General features: G+C 62.3%; 25 protein-coding genes and 4 pseudogenes. 16 read left to right on the top strand and 13 right to left on the bottom strand.

Annotated elements, in window-relative coordinates; all coding sequences use genetic code 11:
• Positions 1 to 31 precede the first annotated feature (31 nt).
• The 3 genes from G3T16_RS15595 to G3T16_RS15585 are packed head-to-tail and all read left to right on the top strand — an operon-like array spanning position 32 to position 1595.
• On the top strand, positions 32 to 391 hold the full coding sequence (locus G3T16_RS15595; protein ID WP_163496038.1) for a YraN family protein: 360 nt from the start codon (positions 32 to 34) through the stop codon (positions 389 to 391).
• A 23-nt stretch (positions 392 to 414) separates the two neighbouring features.
• Positions 415 to 1023: a D-sedoheptulose-7-phosphate isomerase gene (locus G3T16_RS15590; protein WP_163496037.1), complete on the top strand. Its 609-nt coding sequence runs from the start codon at positions 415 to 417 to the stop codon at positions 1021 to 1023.
• The gene (locus tag G3T16_RS15585) at positions 1020 to 1595 is read left to right on the top strand and encodes a BON domain-containing protein (protein WP_163496036.1); all 576 of its coding nucleotides are present in this window, start codon (positions 1020 to 1022) and stop codon (positions 1593 to 1595) included. The genes G3T16_RS15590 and G3T16_RS15585 overlap by 4 nt, the downstream gene beginning before the upstream one ends.
• A gap of 18 nt (positions 1596 to 1613) precedes the next feature.
• Here G3T16_RS15585 and G3T16_RS15580 read toward each other — a convergent pair whose 3' ends face one another.
• From G3T16_RS15580 to zapE, 7 genes and pseudogenes are all read right to left on the bottom strand, one after another.
• Positions 1614 to 2042 (bottom strand): ClpXP protease specificity-enhancing factor, encoded by a 429-nt coding sequence (locus tag G3T16_RS15580; RefSeq protein ID WP_232059112.1) that lies wholly within the window; start codon positions 2040 to 2042, stop codon positions 1614 to 1616.
• A gap of 21 nt (positions 2043 to 2063) precedes the next feature.
• Entirely contained in the window at positions 2064 to 2696 is a 633-nt protein-coding gene (locus G3T16_RS15575) for a glutathione S-transferase N-terminal domain-containing protein (RefSeq protein ID WP_163497137.1), read from the bottom strand.
• 80 nt (positions 2697 to 2776) lie between these two features.
• Positions 2777 to 4815 (bottom strand): annotated as a pseudogene (locus tag G3T16_RS15570) (ubiquinol-cytochrome c reductase).
• Positions 4815 to 5410: pseudogene (petA, locus tag G3T16_RS15565) on the bottom strand (ubiquinol-cytochrome c reductase iron-sulfur subunit). The pseudogenes G3T16_RS15570 and petA overlap by 1 nt, the downstream one beginning before the upstream one ends.
• Before the next feature lie 236 nt (positions 5411 to 5646).
• Positions 5647 to 6039, bottom strand: a complete 393-nt coding sequence (rpsI, locus tag G3T16_RS15560; RefSeq protein WP_163496035.1) for a 30S ribosomal protein S9 — start codon at positions 6037 to 6039, stop codon at positions 5647 to 5649.
• Positions 6040 to 6051: 12 nt separating this feature from the next.
• Positions 6052 to 6480, bottom strand: coding sequence for a 50S ribosomal protein L13 (gene rplM / locus G3T16_RS15555; protein WP_163496034.1), 429 nt, complete (start codon positions 6478 to 6480; stop codon positions 6052 to 6054).
• A gap of 130 nt (positions 6481 to 6610) precedes the next feature.
• Positions 6611 to 7714 carry a cell division protein ZapE gene (zapE, locus tag G3T16_RS15550; protein ID WP_163496033.1) on the bottom strand — a complete coding sequence of 368 codons (1104 nt, stop codon included), beginning with the start codon at positions 7712 to 7714 and terminating at the stop codon, positions 6611 to 6613.
• 178 nt (positions 7715 to 7892) lie between these two features.
• On the opposite strand from zapE, the gene G3T16_RS15545 reads away from it, so the two are divergent.
• Positions 7893 to 8363, top strand: coding sequence for a YhcB family protein (locus G3T16_RS15545; RefSeq protein ID WP_163496032.1), 471 nt, complete (start codon positions 7893 to 7895; stop codon positions 8361 to 8363).
• 497 nt (positions 8364 to 8860) lie between these two features.
• Here the strand turns inward: G3T16_RS15545 and G3T16_RS15540 are convergent, their stop codons facing one another.
• Positions 8861 to 9622, bottom strand: a complete 762-nt coding sequence (locus G3T16_RS15540; RefSeq protein ID WP_163496031.1) for a Nif3-like dinuclear metal center hexameric protein — start codon at positions 9620 to 9622, stop codon at positions 8861 to 8863.
• Between the two features lie 98 nt (positions 9623 to 9720).
• On the opposite strand from G3T16_RS15540, the gene G3T16_RS15535 reads away from it, so the two are divergent.
• On the top strand, positions 9721 to 10833 hold the full coding sequence (locus tag G3T16_RS15535; protein WP_163496030.1) for a S1C family serine protease: 1113 nt from the start codon (positions 9721 to 9723) through the stop codon (positions 10831 to 10833).
• 253 nt (positions 10834 to 11086) lie between these two features.
• Here the strand turns inward: G3T16_RS15535 and hisD are convergent.
• The 5 genes and pseudogenes from hisD to G3T16_RS15510 all read right to left on the bottom strand — a co-directional run bounded on the left by hisD (position 11087) and on the right by G3T16_RS15510 (position 15336).
• Positions 11087 to 12390, bottom strand: a pseudogene (hisD, locus tag G3T16_RS15530) (histidinol dehydrogenase).
• Between the two features lies 1 nt (position 12391).
• The gene (gene hisG, locus G3T16_RS15525; protein WP_163496029.1) at positions 12392 to 13027 is read right to left on the bottom strand and encodes an ATP phosphoribosyltransferase; all 636 of its coding nucleotides are present in this window, start codon (positions 13025 to 13027) and stop codon (positions 12392 to 12394) included.
• A 4-nt stretch (positions 13028 to 13031) separates the two neighbouring features.
• A complete protein-coding gene (gene murA, locus G3T16_RS15520; protein WP_163496028.1) occupies positions 13032 to 14294 on the bottom strand; it encodes a UDP-N-acetylglucosamine 1-carboxyvinyltransferase in 1263 nt (420 codons plus the stop codon).
• A gap of 25 nt (positions 14295 to 14319) precedes the next feature.
• A complete protein-coding gene (locus G3T16_RS15515; RefSeq protein WP_163496027.1) occupies positions 14320 to 14559 on the bottom strand; it encodes a BolA family protein in 240 nt (79 codons plus the stop codon).
• Positions 14560 to 14658: 99 nt separating this feature from the next.
• Entirely contained in the window at positions 14659 to 15336 is a 678-nt protein-coding gene (locus G3T16_RS15510; RefSeq protein ID WP_163496026.1) for a Tgt2/MlaC family protein, read from the bottom strand.
• A gap of 171 nt (positions 15337 to 15507) precedes the next feature.
• On the opposite strand from G3T16_RS15510, the gene G3T16_RS21225 reads away from it, so the two are divergent.
• The 11 genes and pseudogenes from G3T16_RS21225 (at position 15508) to rapZ (ending at position 23147) form a co-directional block, all read left to right on the top strand.
• Complete coding sequence (locus G3T16_RS21225; protein ID WP_197911702.1) at positions 15508 to 16485, top strand: calcium/sodium antiporter; 978 nt, start codon at positions 15508 to 15510, stop codon at positions 16483 to 16485.
• Between the two features lie 6 nt (positions 16486 to 16491).
• A complete protein-coding gene (locus G3T16_RS21220) occupies positions 16492 to 17475 on the top strand; it encodes a KpsF/GutQ family sugar-phosphate isomerase (RefSeq protein ID WP_232059111.1) in 984 nt (327 codons plus the stop codon).
• 1 nt (position 17476) lies between these two features.
• On the top strand, positions 17477 to 18007 hold the full coding sequence (locus G3T16_RS15500) for a KdsC family phosphatase (protein WP_163496025.1): 531 nt from the start codon (positions 17477 to 17479) through the stop codon (positions 18005 to 18007).
• Positions 18004 to 18564 (top strand): LPS export ABC transporter periplasmic protein LptC, encoded by a 561-nt coding sequence (gene lptC / locus G3T16_RS15495; RefSeq protein ID WP_163496024.1) that lies wholly within the window; start codon positions 18004 to 18006, stop codon positions 18562 to 18564. The genes G3T16_RS15500 and lptC overlap by 4 nt, the downstream gene beginning before the upstream one ends.
• The gene (gene lptA, locus G3T16_RS15490; RefSeq protein WP_163496023.1) at positions 18545 to 19120 is read left to right on the top strand and encodes a lipopolysaccharide transport periplasmic protein LptA; all 576 of its coding nucleotides are present in this window, start codon (positions 18545 to 18547) and stop codon (positions 19118 to 19120) included. Before lptC ends, lptA begins: the two co-directional genes overlap by 20 nt.
• Positions 19098 to 19823 carry an LPS export ABC transporter ATP-binding protein gene (gene lptB / locus G3T16_RS15485; protein WP_163496022.1) on the top strand — a complete coding sequence of 242 codons (726 nt, stop codon included), beginning with the start codon at positions 19098 to 19100 and terminating at the stop codon, positions 19821 to 19823. Before lptA ends, lptB begins: the two co-directional genes overlap by 23 nt.
• A 123-nt stretch (positions 19824 to 19946) precedes the next feature.
• Positions 19947 to 20246: a hypothetical protein gene (locus tag G3T16_RS23405; protein WP_232059110.1), complete on the top strand. Its 300-nt coding sequence runs from the start codon at positions 19947 to 19949 to the stop codon at positions 20244 to 20246.
• Positions 20243 to 21370: pseudogene (locus G3T16_RS15480) on the top strand (RNA polymerase factor sigma-54); the annotation flags it as partial. The gene G3T16_RS23405 and the pseudogene G3T16_RS15480, both read left to right, overlap by 4 nt.
• Before the next feature lie 159 nt (positions 21371 to 21529).
• Positions 21530 to 21817, top strand: a complete 288-nt coding sequence (gene hpf, locus G3T16_RS15475) for a ribosome hibernation-promoting factor, HPF/YfiA family (RefSeq protein ID WP_163496021.1) — start codon at positions 21530 to 21532, stop codon at positions 21815 to 21817.
• Between the two features lie 6 nt (positions 21818 to 21823).
• Positions 21824 to 22282, top strand: coding sequence for a PTS IIA-like nitrogen regulatory protein PtsN (gene ptsN, locus G3T16_RS15470; protein WP_163496020.1), 459 nt, complete (start codon positions 21824 to 21826; stop codon positions 22280 to 22282).
• 10 nt (positions 22283 to 22292) lie between these two features.
• On the top strand, positions 22293 to 23147 hold the full coding sequence (rapZ, locus tag G3T16_RS15465; RefSeq protein WP_163496019.1) for an RNase adapter RapZ: 855 nt from the start codon (positions 22293 to 22295) through the stop codon (positions 23145 to 23147).
• The last annotated feature ends 3 nt before the right edge of the window (positions 23148 to 23150 follow it).

Here is a 23150-nt window from a genome sequence, read left to right as displayed (position 1 = left end):
GCCCTGGTCATGCAGCCACGGGGACGCAGCGATGTCGATGCAGGGAGCAGGGTTCGAGAACCGGGCCGCAGCATGGGTACAGCAGCGCGGCTGGCAGGTATTGCTGCGCAATTTCCGCTGCAAGGTGGGGGAAATCGACATTATTGCACTGGACGGGGAATGCCTGGTGTTCATCGAGGTACGCTCGCGTGGCAACCCCCGCTTTGCCGGCGCTGCCGCCTCAGTCGACCGGCGCAAGCAGCGCAGGTTGCTGGGCGCCGCGGCCTGCTTCCTGCGCGCAGAGCCGGCCTGCAGACATCGGCCCTGCCGATTTGACGTGATTGCCTTCGAACCGCGACAATCCGCAGCGGACAGGGAACCACTCTGGATTCGCAGCGCATTCACGGCCTGACCAGAGTCTGATGGAACCGACAGATGAACGACGACTACCAGATCATTGCGGCCAGCTTTCAGCGCGTTATCGAGACGGTAGCAATGGCCGTGGACGATCTGGCCGCACCCATTGTGCGGGCGGTCAGCCTGATGACCGGCTGCCTGCTGCAGGAAGGCAAGATCGTCATCTGCGGCAACGGGGTCGATGCCAGCCTGGCCCAGCTGCTGAGCAGCAATCTGTTGGGCTGTTTCGAACGGGACCGTCCCGCCCTGCCGGCGCTGGTACTGGGTTGCGACAGCGGCAGTCTCACCGCGATAGCCACATTACAGGGATTCAATGATATATTTTCCCGCCAGGTGCGGGCCCTGGGACAGCCCGGCGATGTGCTGGTCTGTATCAGCAGCGGCGCCAGCGCCGGCAACCTGCTGCGGGCTGCGCAGGCGGCCCGGGAGCGGAACATGGCCGTGGTGGCGCTGTCCAACCCCGCGGATCGGGAGCTGGGGGAGCTGCTGCGCGCCGATGACGTCGAAATCGTCAGTGGCGCCGAACGCCAACCCGGAGTCGTTGAACTGCACACCATGGTCATTCATCTGCTCTGCCAGTTGATAGACCGCAACCTCTTTGGCAACTACAACGGAACTACATCATGAAAAAACTGGCTGTCCCCCTCCTCCTGTGCTGCAGCGTTCTGGCAAGCGGTTGCGGCAGTATGCTGGCCACGGTAGAAGCCAATCCGATAAAAGATGATCCGGCCAAGCGGACGATGGCACAGCGCCTCGAGGACGAGAGCATCGAGATCAAGTCCATCGTCAATATTCACGCCGCCGACAAGCGTTTTGACGAGGCCCACCTGGTGGCGGTCAGTTACAACGGCTTTGTGCTGCTGGCCGGCCAGGTGGAGGATGCCGCACTGAAAACGGCAGCGGCCGAGGAGGTGCGCAAGATTCGCGGCGTGCGCCGCATTTACAATGAGCTGGAAATCGGCGTACCCACGCCGGCCCTGGTGCGCACCAGCGACGCCTGGATTACTACCAAGATCAAGGCCTGGCTGCTGGGCAACGTCGACACACCAGGGGTGCGAACCAAGGTGGTGACTGAGAACGGCGTGGTCTACCTGATGGGACTGGTAAAGCAGGAGGAGGCCAACCGCATCGCGGATGTCGCGGCGAGCGTAACGGGCGTGAAGCGGGTGGTGCAACTGTTTGAAATCGTGCCCACCTGAAGCCGGTAATCCGCGCCTTTATTTGACGATCTTCAGGCTCGGCCGCGGCTCCTGCCTGGAGGAGCCACCGCTCTCCGCCCCGCTACCGCCGGTCGGCGTATCGGGACCTTCGGGCGGGTCTTCCGGCTCGAACACCATGCCCTGGCCGTTCTCGCGCGCATAGATGCCGATGATGCCGCCCACAGGCACCAGAATGTCGGTGGGCATACCGCCAAAGCGGCCATTGAAGCTCACCCACTCATTGCCGATGTGCAGGTCGATCACCGCGCTGGGACTGATATTGAGCACAATCTGGCCATCCTTGATGAACTGGCGCGGAACCTCCACCCCGGGACGAGTGGCATCCACCAGCAGATAGGGCGTACATTCATTGTCCACTATCCATTCGTACAGGGCCCGCATGATGTAGGGGCGGCTGGCACTCATGGTTACTACGGTAGAGCTCATGACGGAAGTTGGCCTTGGCGCCTACAGGCGCATCTCGCGTTCCTGCTCGGACAGGCTCTCCTGAAAAGATTCCCGGTTGAACAGGCTGTCCATGTAAGCCAGCAAGGGCTTGGTCTGCTTGCCGGGGCGGATGTCGACACCCAGCGCGGGCAGGCGCCACAGCACCGGAGCCAGGCAGCAGTCCACCAGGGTGAACTCCTCGCTCATGAAAAACGGCTTCTCACCGAAGATGGGGGCGATGCCGACAATGCCTTCGCGCAGTTCCTTGGTGGCCTTGCTGATCACGTTGTCACTGCGTGAGTGTAAAATGGAATCCACCAGCGTACACCAGTCCTTCTCGATCCGGTGGATGTAGAGCCGGCTCTCGGCCCGTGCCACCGGGTAGACAGGCAGCAGCGGCGGATGGGGGAAGCGCTCGTCGAGATACTCCATCATGACCTTGGATTCGTACAACACCAGGTCCCGGTCCACCAGAGTGGGCAGGGAGTTGTAGGGATTCAGGTCGGCAAGTTCGGCCGGAGGATGCGCGCTGTCGGCCTCGATCATGTCGACCGTGACACCTTTTTCGGCCAGCACGATGCGCACCCGGTGACTGTACTGACTGGTGCTGTCAGAAAAGAAGGTCATTGACGACCGTTTTGCCACCACACCCATCGGGTTTTCCTCAGCTCGTTTCATGTCAGTACAGTCGCCTCCGGGGCATGGCGGTCAAACCGCAGCCGGTTTCAGGATAATCAGTGTACGTCTTTCCAGTATTCGCGGTTGAGCAACCAGGCAAATACGAAAAACAGGGCCAGGAACAACAACACGAACACGCCGATACGCTTGCGATCCGAGGCCATGGGCTCAGCAGTGTAAGCCAGGAAGTTGACCAGATCATAACTGGCATCGTCAAACTCCTCCGGCGTCATCGCCCCTTCCTCGGCCAGAACCAGACGGCCACAGGGTTCGTCCATGATGCTCTCGCCGCTAAGTGGATCCCGCTTGACGCCACCGTTGGCCGCCATTGACGGTCCCATCGCACATTCCTGCATGCCCTGCAGTTCCAGCAGTGCATGGGGCATGCCCACGTCCTTGAACACCTTGTTGTTGACCCCGTAGGGCCGGGTATCGTCGCGGTAAAACGTACGCAGGTAAGTATAGAGCCAGTCGGGTTGGCGGGCGCGTGCAACCAGGGTCAGATCCGGGGGCGCAACGCCGAACCAGATCTTGGCGTCGGCCTTGGGCATCGCGTTTTTCATCAGCGAGCCAATCCGTACCTCCGGATCAAAAATCAGGTTGTCTTCGAACAGGTCCTGTGGAATACCGAGGTCTGCGGCGACCCGGTTGTAGCGCGAGTACTGCAGGGAATGACAGCCCATGCAGTAGTTCATGTACAACTTGGCACCGTTTTGCAGGGAGGCCTTGTCTGCCGGGTCGGCGGCGAACTCGTCACAGGGCATGCTGCCGCAATCATAGGCGGACTCGGCACCCACCGCCTTCAGCGGCAAAATGGTCAGTGCCAGAATCAGCGCCAATCCGGCCATGCTGCCCCAGAAGCCAATGCCGCCGTTCATCGTAACCCGCTCCGGTACCGGCCTGGTCTTGTCCAGTGATGACCAGATCGGCATCAGCAGGAAGAAGCCGAAGTAGATCACCGAGCAGATCTGCGCCAGCAACGTCCGCGCCGGCGTCGGCGACTTGACACCCAGTACACCCAGGATCAGGAAGGAGGCGACAAATACCACCAGCATCACCTTGGTGATATTGCCCCGATAACGCCAGGACCGGACGGGACTCCGATCCAGCCAGGGCAGGATGAACGGGATGGCGACCGAAGCGGCAAAGGCGATAAATCCCCAGAACTTGTCAGGGACTGCCCGCAGCACCGAATAGAAGGGCGTGAAATACCATACCGGGGCAATATGGTCTGGGGTTTTCAGGGAGTTGGCCTCCTCGAAGTTGGCATATTCCAGGAAATACCCGCCCATTTCCGGCAGGAAGAACATGACTGCGCAGAAAATAAACAGAAAGACCGCAATCGCCTGCAGGTCGTGCACCGAATAGTAGGGATGGAATGGGATACCGTCCAGGGGTACGCCGTCCGGCCCCTTGTGCTTCTTGATTTCGACGCCATCGGGATTGTTAGAACCGACCTCGTGCAGCGCCAGCAGGTGCAATACCACCAGCGCCAGCAGCACGATCGGCAACGCGACCACATGCAGCGCAAAGAAGCGGTTGAGTGTTACGCCGGAGATCAGGTAGTCGCCGCGAATCCAGGTCACCAGATCCTCCCCACCACAGGGATGGCGCCGAACAGCGAAATGATCACCTGGGCACCCCAATACGACATCTGTCCCCATGGCAGTACGTAGCCGACGAAGGCTTCCGCCATCAACACCACGAAGATCAACATGCCGAAGATCCAGATCAGTTCGCGGGGCTTCTGGTAGGACCCGTAGATCAGGGCGCGGAACATGTGCAGGTACACCACCACGAAAAACGCCGAGGCTCCGGTGGAATGCATATAGCGCAGCATCCAGCCGTAGTCGACATCACGCATGATGTATTCGACCGACGCGAATGCATTCTCCGCGCTGGGAGTGTAGTTCATTGTGAGCCAGATACCGGTCAGCAGCTGGTTGACCAGCACAACCAGCGACAGTACGCCAAAGAAGTACCAGAAATTGAAGTTTTTGGGCGCGTAGTATTTGGCCATGTGGGTGTTCCACGCGCGCATGATCGGCAGGCGGTCATCAATCCAGTCCCGCAATCCCCCAAGCATATTGATCATCAGGCTGCCTCCGCGTCCACGCCAATTACCAGGACCACATCACTCTCGTAGGAATAGGGTGGCACCACCAGGTTCGTCGACGCGGGCACGCCGGAATAAACGCGTCCGGAGAGATCGAACTTGGAGCCATGACAGGGGCAGAAAAACCCCCCAGCCACTCGTCGCCGCCCAGATCCGCCGCGCCGACCTCCGGCCGGAATTTGGGCGCACAGCCCAGGTGTGTGCACAGGCCTTCAGCGACAAATATCTCAGGCCGGATGGCGCGGGAGGTGCCCTCGACATAGCCCGGCTGAATCGAGATCTCGGAAGCCGGATCCTTGAGCTGGTCGGTCAACCTGTCCAGGTTGCTGAGCTGATCGGGGGTCCGGTGCAGCACATATACCGGCTTGCCGCGCCACTCCACCACTATCATCTGGCCCGGCTCCAGCTTGCTGATATCCGCCTTCACCGGCGCGCCTGCCGCCTTGGCCTTGGCCGAGGGATTCCATGAGCCGACAAACGGCACCGCCAGTCCCACCACCCCAGCAACACCCACCGCGCTTGTCGCGGCCGTCAGGAAGCGTCTCCTGCCGGTGTTTACGCCATCGCTACTCATGCTTTGTTCTCCTGATTACCGGCCCGATACCAGCCGCCGCTGGAGGGCGGGGACCTGCTTGCACAAAATGCTGCAAATAGTAATGACTTTGCCCTTGTGTGACAAGGACAAGGCCCTGCCCGCCCCTCCGTACTGCCACACCAAGTGTTTGTTTAATAACAAAAAAACGCCCGGCCTGCTCTCCAAACCGGACGTTTTCACAAGAGACGGCCGGCCCGCTGGCAGGCCAACCGCAATCAGCGCTTGGAGTACTGGGGACGTTTGCGCGCCTTGCGCAGCCCCACCTTCTTGCGTTCGACCTCGCGGGCATCGCGGGTGACGTAACCGGCGCGGCGCAAGGTGCCCCGCAGGGACTCGTCATAATCCATCAGCGCACGGGTAATGCCGTGCCGGATCGCGCCGGCCTGGCCAAAGCTGCCGCCACCGATTACCGTGACGTTGATATCGAACTTGTCGACCAGTTCAACCAGTTCCAGCGGCTGGCGCACGATCATGCGGGCCACTTCACGACCGAAATACTGATCCAGTGGCCGCTTGTTGACTGTGATGGTGCCACCGCCATTCTTGATGAATACGCGCGCGGTCGAGGTTTTGCGACGGCCCGTTCCGTAATATTGGGTTGCTGACATATATAGTATCCGTTAGATATTCAGAACTTGGGGCTGTTGCGCAGTATGGGGATGCTCTGTACCCGCATACACCTTCAACTTCTTGAACATGGCACGGCCCAGCGGATTGCGCGGGAGCATGCCCTTGACCGCACCCTGCAAAACGCGCTCGGGTGCCTTGTCAATCAGCTTTTCGAAGGAAATTGACTTGATCCCACCGATGAAGCCGGTGTGATGGTAATACATCTTGTCGGTGGCCTTGGCACCGGTCACACGGATCTTCTCGGCATTGATCACCACGATGTAGTCGCCGGTATCCACATGCGGGGTGTATTCCGCCTTGTGTTTGCCACGCAGACGGTGCGCGATTTCGCTGGCCAGGCGCCCCAGGGTCTTCTCGGACGCGTCGACCACGAACCAGTCGTGGGTCACTTCCTGGGCTTTGGCACTAAAAGTTTTCATCAATAAACGCCTCTTGGAGGGCTCCAATTTCGAGAGCGCGAATACTACTGCTTCACACCCTGCTTTTCAAGCATTGCCATAAAGATTGTTCGCCGCCTCCGGGACCCGTCGGGCGGGTCCGGTGCGGCCCTCAGGGGCGATGTTCCCGGGCCAGATACTCATGCGACTGCATTTCCTGCAGGCGGGACACGGTGCGCTGGAACTCGAACGCGAGACGGTCGCCATCATACAGCGCCGGCAGGGGTCTGTCAGCTGCCATCACAAGTTTTACATTGCGATCGTAGAATTCATCCACCAGATTGACGAAGCGGCGGGCCGCATCGTCATTGCCCGCCCCCAACGCCGGTACCGCCGACAACACCACCGCGTGAAAAATGCGCGCCAGTTCGATGTAGTCGTTCTGCGAGCGCGGACCGGCGCACAGCTCCTCGAAATCGAACCAGGCCACATCGTCGGCCAGGCTGCGGCAGCGCAGCTCACGGCCATTGATCTGCAGCGTCGCGCCAGCCAGGCCCGGGTGTGGCGCCAGTTGCTCGAAACTCCGGCGCAGGCTGGCATCGGCCGAAGCATCCAGCGGCCAGTGATACAGCTCAGCCTGCTCCAGCGTGCGCAGCCGGTAGTCGACGCCTGCATCCACATTCACCACCCGGGTATGGCGTTCCAGCAGGGCGATGGCCGGCAGGAAGCGCTGCCGCTGCAGGCCATTTTCGTACAGTCGTGCCGGTTCGATATTCGAAGTCGCCACCAGCGTCACACCGCGCGCAAACAAGGCCTCCATCAGCCCTCCCAAAATCATCGCATCGGCAATATCGGTCACAAAAAACTCATCAAAACACAGCACCCAGGCCTCCGCCGCCAGCTGATCGGCGACGCTCTGCAGCGGATTCTTTGCCCCCTGCAACTGCTTCAGATCCCGATGCACCCGCTGCATGAAGCGGTGGAAATGTACGCGCATTTTGCGCTCAAAAGGCAGGCACTCGTAAAAGGTATCCACCAGATACGTCTTGCCGCGGCCCACCCCACCCCAGAGATAGAGTCCGGTCTCAGGCTCCCGGGACTGAGGCCGCCACAGCCGGCGCCACCAACGGCGCCGTGCCTGCCGCCGCTGCAGCAGGCGCTCATACAGCTCCTGCAGCAGACGCACCGCAGCCTCCTGAGCAGGGTCAGGGGAGAAATCGGGTCGCTGCAGGTCAGCCTGATAGCGCTGCCAGGGTGTAGGCGCGGAAGGATGCAATCGAGTTCCTGTGCTGTAGGGTACCGTACATTACTTTGGCCAGAATCGGGCCACACTCTAACCATGGCCAGCAATCTTGGCAATCCGTGCGCACCCCGCAATTCCGACAGCCTCCTAGAGTCCGGCGGCGTTTGCGGTATACTTCGCAGGTTCGAACCCGCGTAAAAGAGGAACCCCTGTGTATAGCTTGACTATTCTGGTCGCCACTGGCGCCATCTCGTTACTGATTGGAATTGGCGCCGGCGTCCTGCTGGGGCGACGCCTGTCCGCCGATGGCCAGCGGTTGCGGGAATCGGAGCTCAAACTGGATCAGGTCACTCAGGCCAAGCGCGCCTATGAAGAAGAGGTCGTCGAGCACTTCAGCCAGACTGCGCGCCTGCTCAACAACCTGACAGACAGCTACCGGGATGTGCATAACCATCTCGCCTCGGGGGCAGAAACGCTGTGCCAGGAGCGTGGCCCGGTATCGCTGGGCCGCCTGGAGAGCCGCGGTGATGACGCCGAAATCCCACCGCATCTGGCCCATATCCAGCCTCCGCTGGACTACGCCCCGAAGACATCGCCGGAGGAAAAGGGCATGCTCAACGAGGAATTCGGCATCGACCGGGAGCGGTCGCGGGCGGCGGGCAGGGCCGCCAGCGAGGACTGACGAACGCTGGACGGTTCATTGCTGCGAGGCAGGCACTACGACCTCCGAGCCATCACCCGGGGTGCAGTGTTCAAGACACGCCGTACCCAAAACACTTGCTGCGCTCATGGGGCAGGCGGTGCCGGGGCGCAGAGCGGGAGACAGGCGCTTCGCCCGCCGAGCCATCGCCCGGGGTGCGGTGTTCAAGACACGCCGTGAACCCGTCCATGGGGGCTCGGTTGCAGCATCCATGCTGCAAACGGTCTTGAACACCGCACCCCCGCCGATGTCTCTACCTTGGTAGCCAACCTTATGGAACAGCAATCTAGAATGGCACTTACCTGGGCCTGGCTCGGTGTGAGGGCGCTACTGCCGGAGAGTGCTTTCGCGACCGTATGCGACAGGGATGTCGCATCCGAGCCTCCATGGATGGATTCACGGCGTGTCTCGAAAGCACTCTCCGGCAGTAGTGACCGGATTAAAGGCATCCAATCGCCAAAGTAAGCACCATCCGAACACTAAACCGGATTGTCGATATCGATAAAGCGGTGTTCCAGGGCGTAGCGGTCGGCCAGGTGCTGGCCCAGGGCCTGGACGCCGTAGCGTTCGGTCGCGTGGTGGCCGGCGGCGACGAAGTGGATGCCACTTTCCCGCGCCACATGCACGGTGGGCTCCGAGACCTCCCCGGTGAGATAGAGGTCGGCCCCGGCCGCGACCGCAGCCTCGATCATTGATTGGGCCGCGCCGGTGCACCAGGCTATGCGCTGCACCGGCTGCGCGCCGTCACCGATGTGGAGCGGCGCGCGGCCGGTCAGCTGTGCCAGGCGCGCGACCAGCTCCGCCGCCGGCAACGGCTGTGCCAGGCTGCCGATGTTGCCCACATTGTCGGCGCGGGAGGGATGCAGCGGCAACTGCTGCTCGATTCCCAGCAAGCGTCCCAGGCAGGCATTGTTGCCGTACTCGGGATGGGCATCCAGCGGCAGGTGATAGGCCAGCAGGTTGATGTCGTGCCGCAGCAGGGTCGCCAGCCGGCGCCGCTTGAGCCCCACCAGCGGGGCCGGCTCGCCGCGCCAGAAGTAGCCGTGGTGCACCAGCACGGCATCGGCCTGCCAGTCCACCGCGGCGTCCAGCAGCGCCTGGCAGGCCGTCACCCCGGTGACCAGCCGCGAGATCCGGTCGCGGCCCTCGACCTGAAGTCCGTTGGGACAGTAATCCTGGAATATCTGCGTCTGCAGGGTTTCATCGAGATAGTGCAGCAGACTGTCGCGTGCGACCGGCATGGCGGATGTCCCCGAAATCTGGTGAAAACCACAGTTGCGGCTGTTGCCGCGGCGTCCATCATATACAATGGAGCCGCGAACTGACACGACTTCACATTATGAAACAAAGCCTGCGCTTCATCACCTGGCCTGCCATTGCCGGCCTGCTGGCGGCCCTGCTGATCCTGGATCGCTGGGTACTGCCGCCCCCGGACCGTGGCGGCGATGTGCCGGAAACCGCCAGCTACGCCAATGCCGTGCGCAGTGCGACACCGGCAGTGGTAAACATCTATACGGCCAAATTGCTTCCGACGCGGCGCAATTTCTTCCGCGAGGACCAGTTCTATCGCCGGTTCGAGACGCCGCCGGTACAGCGCCAGCGCATCGAGCGCTCGCTGGGCTCGGGCGTGATCATGACCCCGGAGGGGCACATACTTACCAACAACCATGTCATCCACGAGGCGGATGCCATCCAGGTACTGCTGCACGATGGCCGCTCGGCCAGCGCAGTGGTGATCGGCACCGATCCGGCCACTGACCTGGCGGTGCTGAAGGTGGACCTGCCCGGACTGCAGCCGGTGGCGCTGGCCGATTCCGATACCGCGCGGGTCGGCGATGTGGTGCTGGCGATCGGCAACCCGCTGGGTTTCGGCCACTCGGTCACCCAGGGGATCGTGTCCGCGCTGGGGCGCTATGGTCTGCAACTCTCCACCTACGAAGACTATATCCAGACCGATGCGATCATTCACCTGGGCAACTCCGGCGGCGCGCTGATCAACACCCGGGGGCAGCTGCTGGGCATCAACACCCTGATCTACACCAGCGGCGACCAGAGCCGCGGCAGCGCCACCGGGATCGGCATCAGCCTGGCGATTCCGGCCAATCTGGCGCTGTTCGTGATGGACGACCTGATTCGCTACGGCGAGGTCATTCGCGGCTGGCTGGGGGTCAGTGTGGGGCCGGTCCGCCGGGTCGACAATGAACTGCCGGCGGCTCACTTGCTGGAAGTGACCTCGGTGGCGGAGGACAGCCCGGCGCAGCGGGCCGGTATCCAGGTACGGGACATCATCACCCACATCAATGGCGAGCCGGTCGAGGATGGACGCATCACCATGCACCGCATTGCGCAGTTGCGTCCGGGTGACAATATCGACATTACCGTGCAGCGGGGCCAGCAGTCGGTGGACCTCACCGCCATTGTCGGCACGTTGCGGCAATCTCCCACGATCTAGCTCTCGGAGAGGCGGTGGGATCAGGGCTCAATAGCACTTACTTTAGCTATTGGGTGCCTATAATCCGGTCACTACTTCCGGAGAGCACTTTCGAGACACGCCGTAAACCCTTCCATGGGGGCTCGGTTGCCGCAGAGCCTGCCCCGCGAGCGCAGCGAGTGCTTTGGGCATCCATGCGGCAAACGGTCTCGAAAGTGCTCTCCGGAAGTAGCACCCTCACACCGAACCGGACTTTAAGTAAGTGCCTTTCGGATCAGGACTCGTGTTTTGTCAGCCGCAGCTCGGCGCTGCGGGCATGGGCGGTAAACTGCTCCTCGCGGGCCAGCACCGAGGCGATGCGGCCCAGCGACTGGACGCCCTGCTCACTGCACATTATCACCGAACTGCGTTTCTGGAAGTCGTATACCCCCAGCGGCGAGAAGAATCGTGCGCTGCGGGAGGTGGGCAGGACGTGGCTGGGGCCAGCACAGTAGTCCCCCAGGCTCTCGGAGGTGAAGCGCCCCATGAAGATGGCGCCCGCGTGGCGTACCTGCGGCAGCAGCGCCTCCGGCTCGGCCACTGACAGCTCCAGGTGCTCCGGTGCCAGCCGGTTGCTGACTGCTGCCGCCTCGGACAGGTCGCGTGTCAGTACCAGTGCGCCGCGGGCCTCCAGCGAGGCACGAATGATGTCCGCCCGCTCCATCTCGGGCAGCAGACGAGTGACGCTGGCCGCCACCCGGTCCAGAAAGGCAGCATCCGGCGACAGCAGGATGGCCTGGGCGTTCTCGTCGTGCTCGGCCTGGGAAAACAGGTCCATCGCTATCCAGTCTGGATCGGTGGAACCATCGCAGATGATCAGGATCTCGGAGGGTCCGGCAATCATGTCTATGCCGACACGGCCGAATACCTGCCGCTTGGCGGCAGCGACATAGATATTGCCGGGGCCCACAATCTTGTCCACCGCCGGTACGGTTTCGGTACCGAAGGCCAGGGCCGCCACGGCCTGGGCACCGCCCAGGGTGAACACACGGTCGACCCCGGCGATGGCGGCAGCCGCCAGCACCATGTCACTGAGTTCGCCGCCAGGTGCCGGCACCACCATGATGACCTCGCCCACCCGGCCACTCTGGCCGGCAGCGCGTTCATCAACACCGAGGACGGGTAGCTGGCCTTGCCGCCGGGCACGTAGATGCCGACCCGGTCCAACGGCGTGACCTGCTGGCCCAGCAGGTTGCCCTCGGCGTCACGGTATTGCCAACTGTGCTGGCGCTGGTGCTCATGATAGGCGCGCACCCGCTCCGCCGCCTGTTCCAGTGCCGCCCGCGGCTCCGGACCTATCCGCTGCAGTGCTGCCTGCAGGCGGGCCGCGGACACCTCCAGGTCGGCGACGCTGGCCGCCTCCTGCCGGTCAAAACGGGCTGTGTATTCCAGCACTGCGGCATCGCCACGGCTGCGCACAGCGGCAATGATCTCGGCCACCGCCGTGTTCACCGTCAGGTCCAGTGATTCCTCCCACTCGGTAAGCTCCGCCAGCCGGGTGTCAAAATCAGCATCGCGGGTATCCAGGCGCTGCATCATCTCAGGACTCCGCCACCACAGCGGACAGGCGCTCGATCAACGGCTGGATGCGGCTGTGGTGAGAACGCATGGCCGCCTTGTTGACCACCAGCCGCGAGCTGATACAGGCGATCTCGTCCAGCGGCTCCATGCCATTGGCGCGCAGCGTATTGCCAGTATCGACAATATCGACGATCAAATCCGCCAGGTTCATCAGGGGTGCCAGCTCCATTGCGCCGTACAGCTTGATCACATCCGCATGCACGCCCCGGGTGGCAAAGTGACGCCGTGCGATATTGGCAAACTTGGTGGCCACCCGCACCCGTGCACCACTGCCCTGCCAGCCCACCGGACCGGCGGTCATCAGGCGGCAGCGGGCAATGCCCAGGTCCAGTGGTTCGTACAGGCCCTCGGCACCGTGCTCCAGCAGGATGTCCTTGCCCACGACGCCAAGCTCGGCCGCGCCGTGACGCACGTAGGTGGGCACATCGGTACCGCGGATCACGACCAGCTGCAAACCGGCGTAATTGGTGGCAAAAACCAGCTTGCGGCTGCTGTCAATGTCTTCCAGCGGTTCCACGCCGGCGCGCGCCAGCAATGGCAGGGTTTCCTTCAGAATGCGGCCCTTGGTCAGGGCGATGGTCAATGGTCTGGACATGGGTTCAATCCGCCCGGCGGCGAATGTCCGCCCCCAGCAACTGCAGTTTTTCCTCGATACATTCGTAACCGCGGTCAATATGATAGATGCGGTCGATCACGGTCTCGCCGCGGGCCACCAGCGCGGCGATCACCAGGCTGGCGGAGGCCCGCAGGTCACTGGCCATGACCGGCGCGCCCTGCAATTCGGCCTGGCCGGTGATAATCGCGGTGTTACCCTCAATTGCGATATTGGCGCCCATACGGTTCATTTCGTGGGTCTGTATCAGCCGGTTCTCGAACACGGTCTCGGTGACCGTGGAAGTGCCTTCGGCAACAGCGTTCATCGCGGTGAACTGGGCCTGCATGTCGGTGGGAAAGCCCGGATAGGGGGCGGTCTTGATACTGACCGCCCGCGGCCGCTTGCCAGCCATGTCCAGCGCCACCCAGTCCGCACCCTGGGTGATTTTCGCGCCCGCTTCCTCCAGTTTGTGCAATACCGCTTCCAGGTACTGGGGGCAGGCATCCTTCAACATGATCCTGCCGCCGGTGGCAGCGGCCGCCACCAGATAGGTACCGGTTTCGATTCTGTCGGGCATGACGGCATAGTGACAACCGTGCAGGCGCTCCACGCCATCGATCACAATGGTATCGGTACCATGGCCGCTGATACGCGCACCCATCGCGAGCAGACACTGGGCCAGATCCACCACTTCCGGCTCGCGCGCCGCGTTCTCGATCACAGTCTGCCCCTGCGCCAGCGCCGCCGCCATCATCAGATTCTCGGTACCGCCCACCGTGACCGTCTCCAGTACGATGCGGGCGCCCCTGAGCCGCCCCTGCACCTCGGCATTGATATAGCCGCCGGCCACCGAGATAGTGGCTCCCATCGCCTCCAGGCCCTTCAGGTGCAGGTCCACGGGCCGGCTGCCTATCGCGCAGCCGCCCGGGAACGAGACGTGGGCCTTGCCGAAGCGGGCCACCATCGGGCCCAGCACCAGAATCGACGCGCGCATGGTCTTGACCAGCTCATAGGGAGCGGAGAAGCCGGTGACCCTGCTGGCGTCCACTTCGATATTCAGCCGCTCATCAACCGTCAGCTGCACACCCAGACAGCCGAGCAGCTCGATCATGGTAGTGATATCGTGCAGATGGGGCAGGTTGGATACCGTGACCGGCTCTGCGGTCAGCAATGTGGCTGCAAGAATGGGGAGCGCGGCATTCTTGGCGCCGGCAATCCGCAGTTCACCGTCGAGACGCCGCCCGCCCTGAATAACTAGTTTGTCCACTGTAGCTCCAACTGTGGCGGAATGCTCAGGCCCGGGACTGCCATTGCTCGGGGGTAAAAGTGCGGATATTCACTGCGTGAATGGCGCCACTGGCTATCTGTTCATTGAGCGCCGCGTACACCAGCTGTTGGCGCTGCACCGGGCGTTTGCCGGCGAACACCTCGCCCACGACCGTGATGTCGTAGCGATTGCCCTCGCCTTCGACGCCTATCTGGCAACCCGCAAGCTGTGCTTCCAGCAGTGCCTTCACCGTTGACGCATCCATCTGCCTCGCTCCTTTTGCCGTGATCCCGGAGAATCAAAAACCCGGCATTCTAGGAGAATTCCGCCGCCATGGCGAGGCTGGCCGCTGCCGATCCGGTTTTCAGTCGCCAATCTCCACTGCGGACCAGCTGTCAATGACCTTGTCCAGATCGCCGTCGTACTGGCGGGCAGCGGACTCAAACTGACTGCGATAGATTTCGCCGAGGTTGACATCCTCTATGACCAGGTTGCGAAGCTTCCAGCCGCCGTCGCGGTCGCGGCCCATGTGGTAGACCAGCACGTAGGGCTGGGACTCATCACTGTGGATAAACTGTTTTACCGATACCCGCGAGCGCGCGGCCTCCTCTTCAGACAGCGGCGGCACCTCAATGCGCGAGCCACCAAAGGCCAGCAGGCCCTTGCCGTAGGTACGTACCAGACCCACCCGTATCACGCCGGTAAAACGCTCCAACTGCTCGCGCAACTGCTGCCGGCCCTCGGCATCCAGGGAGCGGTATCTGTCACTGCTGGCATAGGGCCCCATGATGCCGCGGGCAAAGCCGCGGAAATCGACCACGGGGTCGAGTATCTCCTGCAGCTCGTCATAAAAGCGCTCGGGGTTCTCGCCGGCGTATTCCTGCGCGTCCTCGACCGTGCTCATTACCTGTTCGGTGGCCGCCCGCACCACCTCGTGGGCACTGTCGGGCTGCGCCGCCGGCTCGTCCTTGTCCTGAGCCATCATTACCGGCGCCACAGCCATCAGGGCCAGGGTCGCGGCAAACCGCAAAAATCGCTTCATGTCATGATCCTTGAACTGAAATAATGTGCTATCGCGCGATGCCGGGCACTGTATACTCTGGTCCGGCTGTTTCCGACACCCCGATCGCCGCGGACTGCCGCTTTGACAACGCCAGCGCAGCTGCAGTTCAATGCCCGACCGTTCACGCACTTTAACAGGAATTTTGGTTTTATGCTGTTAGCCGCGATCGCCGTCCTGGCCGGCTTCGTCGTACTGATCTGGAGTGCCGACCTGTTCGTCGCGGGAGCGGCCTCGATCGCGGCCAACCTGGGGCTGTCACCCATCATCATCGGCATCACCATTGTCTCGATCGGCACCTCGGCACCGGAAATCCTGGTATCCATAACTGCAGCGCTCACCGAAGCCGGGGAACTGGCCATCGGCAATGCCATCGGCTCCAATATCGCCAATGTCGGGCTGGTGCTCGGGCTGACCGTGCTCATCGTCCCGATGAAAGTTCAACCCACTTGCATGCGCAGGGAAATTCCGGCACTGCTGCTGGTGACCATGGCCACAGCCCTGCTGTTGCTGGACGGCGTGTTGTCGCGGGTGGACGGCATCGCCATGGTGGTAGTGCTGTGCGTCATCATGTCCCTGATCGTGCGCAACGAGGGCAGAGACAGCGTCCTGCTGAAGGAAGCCACGGCCACCCCTGCGGCGGTACTGAGCCCCCTGCGCGCCTGGCTGACCTTTGCTGCCGGCCTGGTGCTGCTGATAATCAGCTCCCGGCTGCTGGTGTGGGGAGCCACCGGTATCGCCCTGCAGTTGGGCGTGTCCCAGTTGATGATCGGGCTGACGGTGGTGGCGATCGGCACCAGTCTGCCGGAGCTGGCCGCAACCATCGCCAGCGCACTGCGCGGCCATACTGACATCGCCATCGGCAATGTGATCGGTTCCAACCTGTTCAATCTGCTGGCGGTGATGGCCATCCCGGGGCTGATCGAACCCCAGGCGCTGGAACCGCTGATACTCTACCGGGACTACCTGACAATGACGGGACTGACGGTGCTGCTCGCAGCCACCCTGTGGTTCGGTCGCCTCCGGCGCAAAGCGGGGGGTGCAGGCCACGCCTATCTGGGGCGTTCGGTGGGCATACTGTTACTCTCTATCTACGCCCTGTATTATTACTGGCTGTACCGAACCCGCTGAGCCACGATGCCAGACTCCCAGACTCACAGCTATATCGCCTCCGCACAACGCACGATACGCATGGAATGCGAGGCGGTGGCGGCACTGGAGGGACGCATTGCCGCCAGCTTCGTCCAGGCCTGCGATATTCTGCTGGCCACCCGCGGCCGGGTGATTGTCACCGGCATCGGCAAATCCGGCCACATCGCCGGCAAGATCGCCGCCACGCTGGCCAGCACCGGCACACCCTCATTCTTCGTTCACCCCGGCGAGGCCAGCCACGGCGATATCGGCATGATCACCGCCGACGACGCCGTCGTCGCACTGTCCAACAGCGGTCGCTCACCGGAGCTGGTTACCCTGCTGCCGCTGTTGAAACGCCTCGGCGTACCGCTAATCAGCATGACCGGAGACTCCACCTCCGTTCTCGCCTCTGCCGCCGATGCCCATCTCGATACCGGGGTCAGCACCGAAGCCTGCCCGCTGAACCTGGCGCCCACATCCAGCACCACCACCGCGCTGGTGATGGGCGACGCGCTGGCGATCGCGTTGCTGGAAGCGCGCGGCTTTAGCGCTGAGGACTTCGCCTTTTCCCACCCCGGCGGCACCCTGGGCAAGAAGCTGCTGCTCAAGGTGGAAGATGTCATGCGAGTCGGCGCCGACGTGCCCCGGGTCCACCGCGGAGTAGCGTTGGGCAGCGCACTGCTGGAGATCAGCCACAAGGGGCTGGGCATGACCACCGTGGTCGGCGAAGGCGATGAACTGGTGGGTATTTTCACCGACGGCGACCTGCGCCGGGCACTGGATGAAGAAGCGGTCGACCTCAGGCAGACCCCGATCGAAAGCCTGATGACACGCGATCCCAAGACCGTACGGCCGGGCATGCTGGCAGCTGAAGCCTTGCGGATAATGGAGGAAAACCGGATCAGCGCGCTGGTTGTGCTGGACGACGAGGCGCGCATTGCCGGCGTCATCCACCTGATGGGCTTGCTGCACGCGGGAATTGCCTGAGATGAATGACACGGAGGCAGTCATCCTGCGCGGCCGCGGCATCCGCCTGCTGGCACTGGATGTCGACGGCGTACTCACCGACGGCCGGGTCATCTACGGCAGTGACGGCAGCGAACTCAAGGCCTTCAACATCAAGGATGGGCTGGGGATCAAGCTATTGCAACAGGCCGGCATCGGCATCGCGCTCATTACCGGCCGCCAGTCCAGCGTCGTCACCCGCCGCGCAACAGAGCTGGGAATAGACGAGGTGATTCAGGGACGCGAGGACAAACTGGCCGCCCTGCGCGAACTGTGCCAGCGCTGCGCGCTGGAGCTGCAGCAGTGCGCCTATATGGGCGATGACCTGCCGGACCTGGCAGCGATACAGGCAGCCGGCCTGGGCATGACCGTGGCCGATGCCGCGGCAGTCGTCCGCGCCCGGGCACATTGGTGCAGCGCCGCCGCGGGCGGCGCCGGCGCGGTGCGTGAAGCCTGCGAGTGGCTGCTGCGGGTGCAGGGCAGCTGGCCACAACTGGAGGCCGGCTTCCAGTGATATCACGTAAACTGCAGGCCCTGACCGCGATTACCGTGACCCTGGTAGCCGGCTATTACTGGGGGGCCACCGGCGACCTCAACCCGGACCGGCGCCTGCTCGCAACACAGGAGGAGCTGGTGCAAAGCTATCTGGTTCACTCGCGCAGTTGGTCCTATGCCGAAGATGGGACTCTGTCCGAAGTCATGGAAGCGGACCGGGTGGAACACTTTGCCCGCAACGATGTCTCTGAACTGGAACGCCCGCGATTCTATTCCCACGACGGCAACGACCGCACCTGGTCGGCAACCGCTGACAGCGGCCGGCTCAGGCATCGGCCGGAGGTACTGGTGCTGAGAAGCAACGTGCTGCTGACCAACGATCAGGCGGGGGCCACTCTGGAAACACGTGTGATGACGGTCGACCTGCGCCACAAGACCGCGGTCTCCCGGGTACCGGTGACGATCCGGCAGGCGGGAAACCTGCTGCAGGCCGACGGCATGGAAGTCGACCTTCGCAGTGAAACCATGCACCTGCAACCCAATGTGGAGAGCCTATATGTCCCAACCGGCAGCTGAGCGGCGTTCTGTCCTGGCAGCTGCCCTGGGGCGCTGCCTCGGCGCGGCCCTGCTGTTGTGGGCACTGGCCGTGTCTGCCCTGCCCGAGGACCGGCAGCAATCGATCAGGATCACCGCGGACCAGGCGCTGCGGGATGAGAAGCAGGGGTTTACCGAGTATACCGGCAATGTCCGGATGGAACAGGGCAGCCTGCGCATAGAGGCCGACAAGATCACGATCTATCATCAGGCGGAGGCAGCAGACCGGATCGTGGCGGAGGGATCACCGGCGCGGATGCAACAGCAACCCGAGCCCGACAAGGGGTTGATCCATGCCCGCGCCCTGGTGATCGAGTACTACGAGGCAGAGGAGCGCGTCCAGTTGAACAGGGAGGCCCGCATCGAACAGGAGGGCTCCATCGTAACGGGTGATCGCATCGATTACCTGATCGCGGAGCAGCGGGTCAAGGCCGACTCGGGTCAAAACGGCAGTGGCAGCCGGGTCGAGGTCGTGATTCCCGCCCGGGCAGTGGAAGGCGACGACGGGGAGCCCGGTGGCACGACTCCAAGCGAATAATCTGGCCAAATCCTACCGCGGCCGCAAGGTCGTGGTCGATGTCTCGCTGGAACTGAGCAGCGGCCAGGTGGTCGGGCTGCTGGGCCCCAACGGCGCCGGCAAGACCACCTGCTTTTACATGATCGTCGGCATCATCGCGGCCGAACAGGGCTCGATCGTGCTCAACGGCACCGACATCACTGCCATGCCGATGCATGAACGCGCCCGCCGGGGCATAGGCTACCTGCCCCAGGAAGCCTCCATCTTCCGCAAACTCAGCGTCCAGGACAACCTGCTGGCGATACTCGAGACCCGGCCGGACCTGAATGCCCACGAGCGCCAGACTCACTGTGACCGGTTGCTGGAAGAATTTCACCTCACCCACCTGCGGGCCAGCCTCGGCCAGTCGCTGTCGGGCGGCGAAAGACGCCGGGTCGAGATCGCCCGGGCACTGTCGACGGAGCCCGATTTCATCCTGCTGGACGAACCTTTCGCCGGGGTCGACCCGATTTCGGTCAGCGATATCAAGGACATCATCAACCATCTGCGGCATCGCGGCATCGGTGTGCTGATCACCGACCACAACGTCCGGGAAACGCTGGACATCTGTGAAAAAGCGTTTATCGTCGGGGAAGGTCACATCATCGCCGAGGGCAATGCCGAAGAGATCCTGGCCAATGCCCGGGTCCGCAAGGTCTACCTGGGCGACAATTTCCACCTCTGAAGCGCGCCGCCCATTTCACCAAGCAATTTTCGCGCCATGTGGTTGCGCAAGCGCCACCGCCGGGTCTACACTTGAGCTTGAGATACCGCCCGGGAGGCTTGCCGGAATGAGCCATTTGTGTCCATGAAACAGTCACTTCAGCTCAAACTTGGTCAGCAGTTGACCATGACGCCGCAGCTGCAGCAGGCCATTCGCCTGCTGCAGCTCAGCACCCTCGACCTGCAACAGGAAATCCAGCAGGTGCTGGACAGCAACCCGCTGCTGGAGCTGGCCGAGGATGACGGCGAAGCGGAGCCGGAAGTCGACAATCTCACCCGTCTGGAGCCGGTGCCGGAAGCGAAAACCGACGGCCCGTTGGAGCGCCTGGAGGGGCCACCAGCGACAGTGGCCTCGCCTCGGAGGAGGAATGGCAGCTGGGGATGATGCCCGAGGAGCTGCCGGTGGACACCCAGTGGGATGACCTGCTGCCTTCTTCTGCCATCACCAGCGGCAACGGCGAAGACAGCAACAGCGATTTCGAGAGCCGCAACAACAGCAGCGAAAGCCTGCAGGACCAGCTGCGCTGGCAGCTCAACCTGACCCGCCTGTCCGACACTGACCGCATCATCGCGCTGGCCCTGATCGATGCCACGGACGCCAACGGCCGCCTGCAGGCCAGCGTCGAGGACATCCAGCAGGCGCTGGTGCCCGAGCTGGACATCGACGTGGAAGAGGTGGTGGCAGTGCTGCACTGCCTGCAGCAATTCGAGCCCGCCGGTGTCTGTACCCGGGACCTGCAGGAATGCCTGCTGGTCCAGCTGCAGCAGCTGCCGGCGGGAACTCCCGGCCTGGAACAGGCCCGGATCATGATCAGCAGGCACCTGACCCAGCTCGGCGCCGGCGACTACAAGCAAATAATGCGGCGCATGCGCCTGACCGAGGAGCAACTCAGATCGATTCTCGAGTTGATCCGTTCACTGGACCCGAATCCCGGCCAGAACATTGGCGATGACACCACCGAATACGTAGTACCGGATGTGTTCGTAAGCAAGAAAGGCGGCCGCTGGGTAGTGGAGCTGAATCCCGATATCGCTCCCCGCCTGCGCATCAACAGCAGTTACGCCAGCCTGATCCGGCGCGCTGACAGCAGCGCCGACAATACTTTCCTGAAGGACAACCTGCAGGAGGCGCGCTGGTTTCTCAAGAGTCTCTACAGTCGTAACGAGACCCTGATGAAGGTCGCAAGCAAGATCGTGGAGCACCAGCGCAACTTCCTCGAATTCGGCGAGGAGGCGATGAAGCCTCTGGTGTTGCATGACATCGCCGATGCAGTGGAGATGCACGAGTCCACCATCTCCCGTGTTACCACCCGCAAGTACATGCATACTCCCCGCGGAATTTTTGAATTGAAGTATTTCTTTTCTAGCCATGTTGGCACCACCTCAGGCGGCGAGTGCTCATCCACTGCCATTCGCGCGCTTATCAAGAAACTGGTGGCAGCGGAAAATCCGCGCAAGCCCCTGAGTGACAACAAGATAACCAGCCTGCTGGAGGAACAGGGGATAAAGGTGGCCCGCCGCACCGTTGCCAAGTATCGTGAGATACTGCTGATCCCCCCTCCAACGAGCGCAAGAGATTGGTCTAGAATGCAAGCAAGGTGTCGGCTCTTCGGGGGTGGCACCGGTTTGGGGCTACCGCCCCGGTTTTTACCAAAGAAGGAGTCAGGTATGCAATTGAATGTCAGCGGTCACCATGTCGACGTTACCAATCCATTGCGCGAATACGTCCAGTCCAAATTTGAACGTCTGCAACGGCATTTCGATCAGATTACCAATACCGAAGTGACACTCGTCGTGGAAAAGCTCGTTCAGAAAGCCGAAGCCACGATTCACATTTCCGGTGCCGACATCTTTGCCGCCGCTGAATCCGAAGACATGTACGCAGCCATAGACGCGCTGGCCGACAAGCTCGACCGCCAGCTGATCAAACACAAGGAAAAGGCCAGAGGTCACTAAACCCCAATGCAAGTACTCTCCCAACTGCTCACCCCGGGACGCACGCTCTGCCGCGTCCCGGGAACCAGCAAGAAACGGCTGTTTGAAATTCTCTCCGGCATCATCTCCAGGGACCAGCCCAAGCTGACCGAAACCGAGGTCTTCGGCAAGCTGATAGCCCGCGAGCGGCTGGGCAGTACTGGCCTGGGGGGCGGTATCGCGATCCCCCACTGTCGTATCGCCAGCTGCGAGGAGCCGCTGGGAGCCCTGGTGACCCTGGCCGACCCCATCGATTTTGAGGCGCCCGACGACGCCCCGGTGGATCTGCTGTTCGTGTTGCTGGTGCCCGAGGAGGCGCAGCAGGCCCACCTCGACATACTCGCCCGCATCGCCCGGTTGTTCAGCCAGTCCGATTTTTGCGAACAGCTGCGCAGCAGCGCAGACGATGCCGAATTGTTCACCCTGGCTACCAGCTGGTCGACATGAGGTCGTCAGCATGCACCTGGTAATCATCTCGGGGCGCTCCGGCTCAGGCAAGAGTACCGCCCTGCACCAACTGGAAGACGAAGGCTACTATTGCATCGACAATCTGCCGGTGGCCTTGCTGCCCGCGCTGGTGGCCGAAGCCGCACACGCCGGCTTTGGCCATTTCCGGGGCGTTGCCGTGTGCATCGATGCCCGCAACGCCTGGCGTAATCTGGAAGATTTCAATGTCATCCTGAAGGCATTGCCGGACACCGTGGACAGCGAAATCCTTTACCTGGATGCCCAGGACCCGGTATTGATCAAGCGCTTCAGTGAAACCCGGCGCAAGCATCCACTCAGTGGTGAAAACATGCCGCTGGCGGAAGCCATTGAACGCGAACGGGAGTTGCTGGAACCCATCACGGTGGCCGCCGACCTGGTGCTGGACACCAGCCAGATGACGATCTACGAGCTGCGCGACGCGATCAGGCAGCGGCTGGTCGGCGACAGCTCGGGCAGCATGTCCATCCTGTTCCAGTCTTTTGGTTTCAAGCGTGGTGTACCCACCGATGCAGACCTGGTCTTCGATGTCAGGATGCTCCCCAATCCTCACTGGATCAAGGAACTGCGTCTGCTCAGCGGACTGGACCCGGCGGTGCGCCATTTCCTGGAGGAACAGCCCCAGACCGCCGAACTGTTCGCCAGCATCCGTCAGTATCTCGACCAGTGGCTGCCCCAGTACCGGGCCAGCAACCGCAGTTACATGACTGTAGCGATAGGTTGTACTGGAGGACAACACCGTTCAGTATATCTCGCAGCCCAGCTGCACCAGCACTATCAGCAACAGTACCCGCAAGTTCACGTACGGCACAGGGAACTGCAATAGCAG

The organism is Kineobactrum salinum, assembly GCF_010669285.1.
Classification (GTDB): domain Bacteria; phylum Pseudomonadota; class Gammaproteobacteria; order Pseudomonadales; family Halieaceae; genus Kineobactrum; species Kineobactrum salinum.
This window is presented reverse-complemented; position numbering and strand designations above follow the sequence as displayed.

What these genes read in the sequence shown, in the direction of transcription:
- hpf (WP_163496021.1), top strand. Translation starts at nt 21,530, where the DNA reads ATGCAATTGAATGTCAGCGGTCACCATGTCGACGTTACCAATCCATTG.
- G3T16_RS15575 (WP_163497137.1), bottom strand. Translation starts at nt 2,696, where the DNA reads ATGGGTGTGGTGGCAAAACGGTCGTCAATGACCTTCTTTTCTGACAGC.
- G3T16_RS15585 (WP_163496036.1), top strand. Translation starts at nt 1,020, where the DNA reads ATGAAAAAACTGGCTGTCCCCCTCCTCCTGTGCTGCAGCGTTCTGGCA.
- G3T16_RS15595 (WP_163496038.1), top strand. Translation starts at nt 32, where the DNA reads ATGTCGATGCAGGGAGCAGGGTTCGAGAACCGGGCCGCAGCATGGGTA.
- lptA (WP_163496023.1), top strand. Translation starts at nt 18,545, where the DNA reads ATGTCCCAACCGGCAGCTGAGCGGCGTTCTGTCCTGGCAGCTGCCCTG.
- G3T16_RS23405 (WP_232059110.1), top strand. Translation starts at nt 19,947, where the DNA reads ATGAAACAGTCACTTCAGCTCAAACTTGGTCAGCAGTTGACCATGACG.
- rpsI (WP_163496035.1), bottom strand. Translation starts at nt 6,039, where the DNA reads ATGTCAGCAACCCAATATTACGGAACGGGCCGTCGCAAAACCTCGACC.
- G3T16_RS15590 (WP_163496037.1), top strand. Translation starts at nt 415, where the DNA reads ATGAACGACGACTACCAGATCATTGCGGCCAGCTTTCAGCGCGTTATC.
- G3T16_RS15515 (WP_163496027.1), bottom strand. Translation starts at nt 14,559, where the DNA reads ATGGATGCGTCAACGGTGAAGGCACTGCTGGAAGCACAGCTTGCGGGT.
- ptsN (WP_163496020.1), top strand. Translation starts at nt 21,824, where the DNA reads ATGCAAGTACTCTCCCAACTGCTCACCCCGGGACGCACGCTCTGCCGC.
- rapZ (WP_163496019.1), top strand. Translation starts at nt 22,293, where the DNA reads ATGCACCTGGTAATCATCTCGGGGCGCTCCGGCTCAGGCAAGAGTACC.
- G3T16_RS15580 (WP_232059112.1), bottom strand. Translation starts at nt 2,042, where the DNA reads ATGAGCTCTACCGTAGTAACCATGAGTGCCAGCCGCCCCTACATCATG.
- hisG (WP_163496029.1), bottom strand. Translation starts at nt 13,027, where the DNA reads ATGTCCAGACCATTGACCATCGCCCTGACCAAGGGCCGCATTCTGAAG.
- G3T16_RS15510 (WP_163496026.1), bottom strand. Translation starts at nt 15,336, where the DNA reads ATGAAGCGATTTTTGCGGTTTGCCGCGACCCTGGCCCTGATGGCTGTG.
- G3T16_RS15500 (WP_163496025.1), top strand. Translation starts at nt 17,477, where the DNA reads ATGAATGACACGGAGGCAGTCATCCTGCGCGGCCGCGGCATCCGCCTG.
- G3T16_RS15535 (WP_163496030.1), top strand. Translation starts at nt 9,721, where the DNA reads ATGAAACAAAGCCTGCGCTTCATCACCTGGCCTGCCATTGCCGGCCTG.
- G3T16_RS21220 (WP_232059111.1), top strand. Translation starts at nt 16,492, where the DNA reads ATGCCAGACTCCCAGACTCACAGCTATATCGCCTCCGCACAACGCACG.
- rplM (WP_163496034.1), bottom strand. Translation starts at nt 6,480, where the DNA reads ATGAAAACTTTTAGTGCCAAAGCCCAGGAAGTGACCCACGACTGGTTC.
- G3T16_RS15540 (WP_163496031.1), bottom strand. Translation starts at nt 9,622, where the DNA reads ATGCCGGTCGCACGCGACAGTCTGCTGCACTATCTCGATGAAACCCTG.
- G3T16_RS21225 (WP_197911702.1), top strand. Translation starts at nt 15,508, where the DNA reads ATGCTGTTAGCCGCGATCGCCGTCCTGGCCGGCTTCGTCGTACTGATC.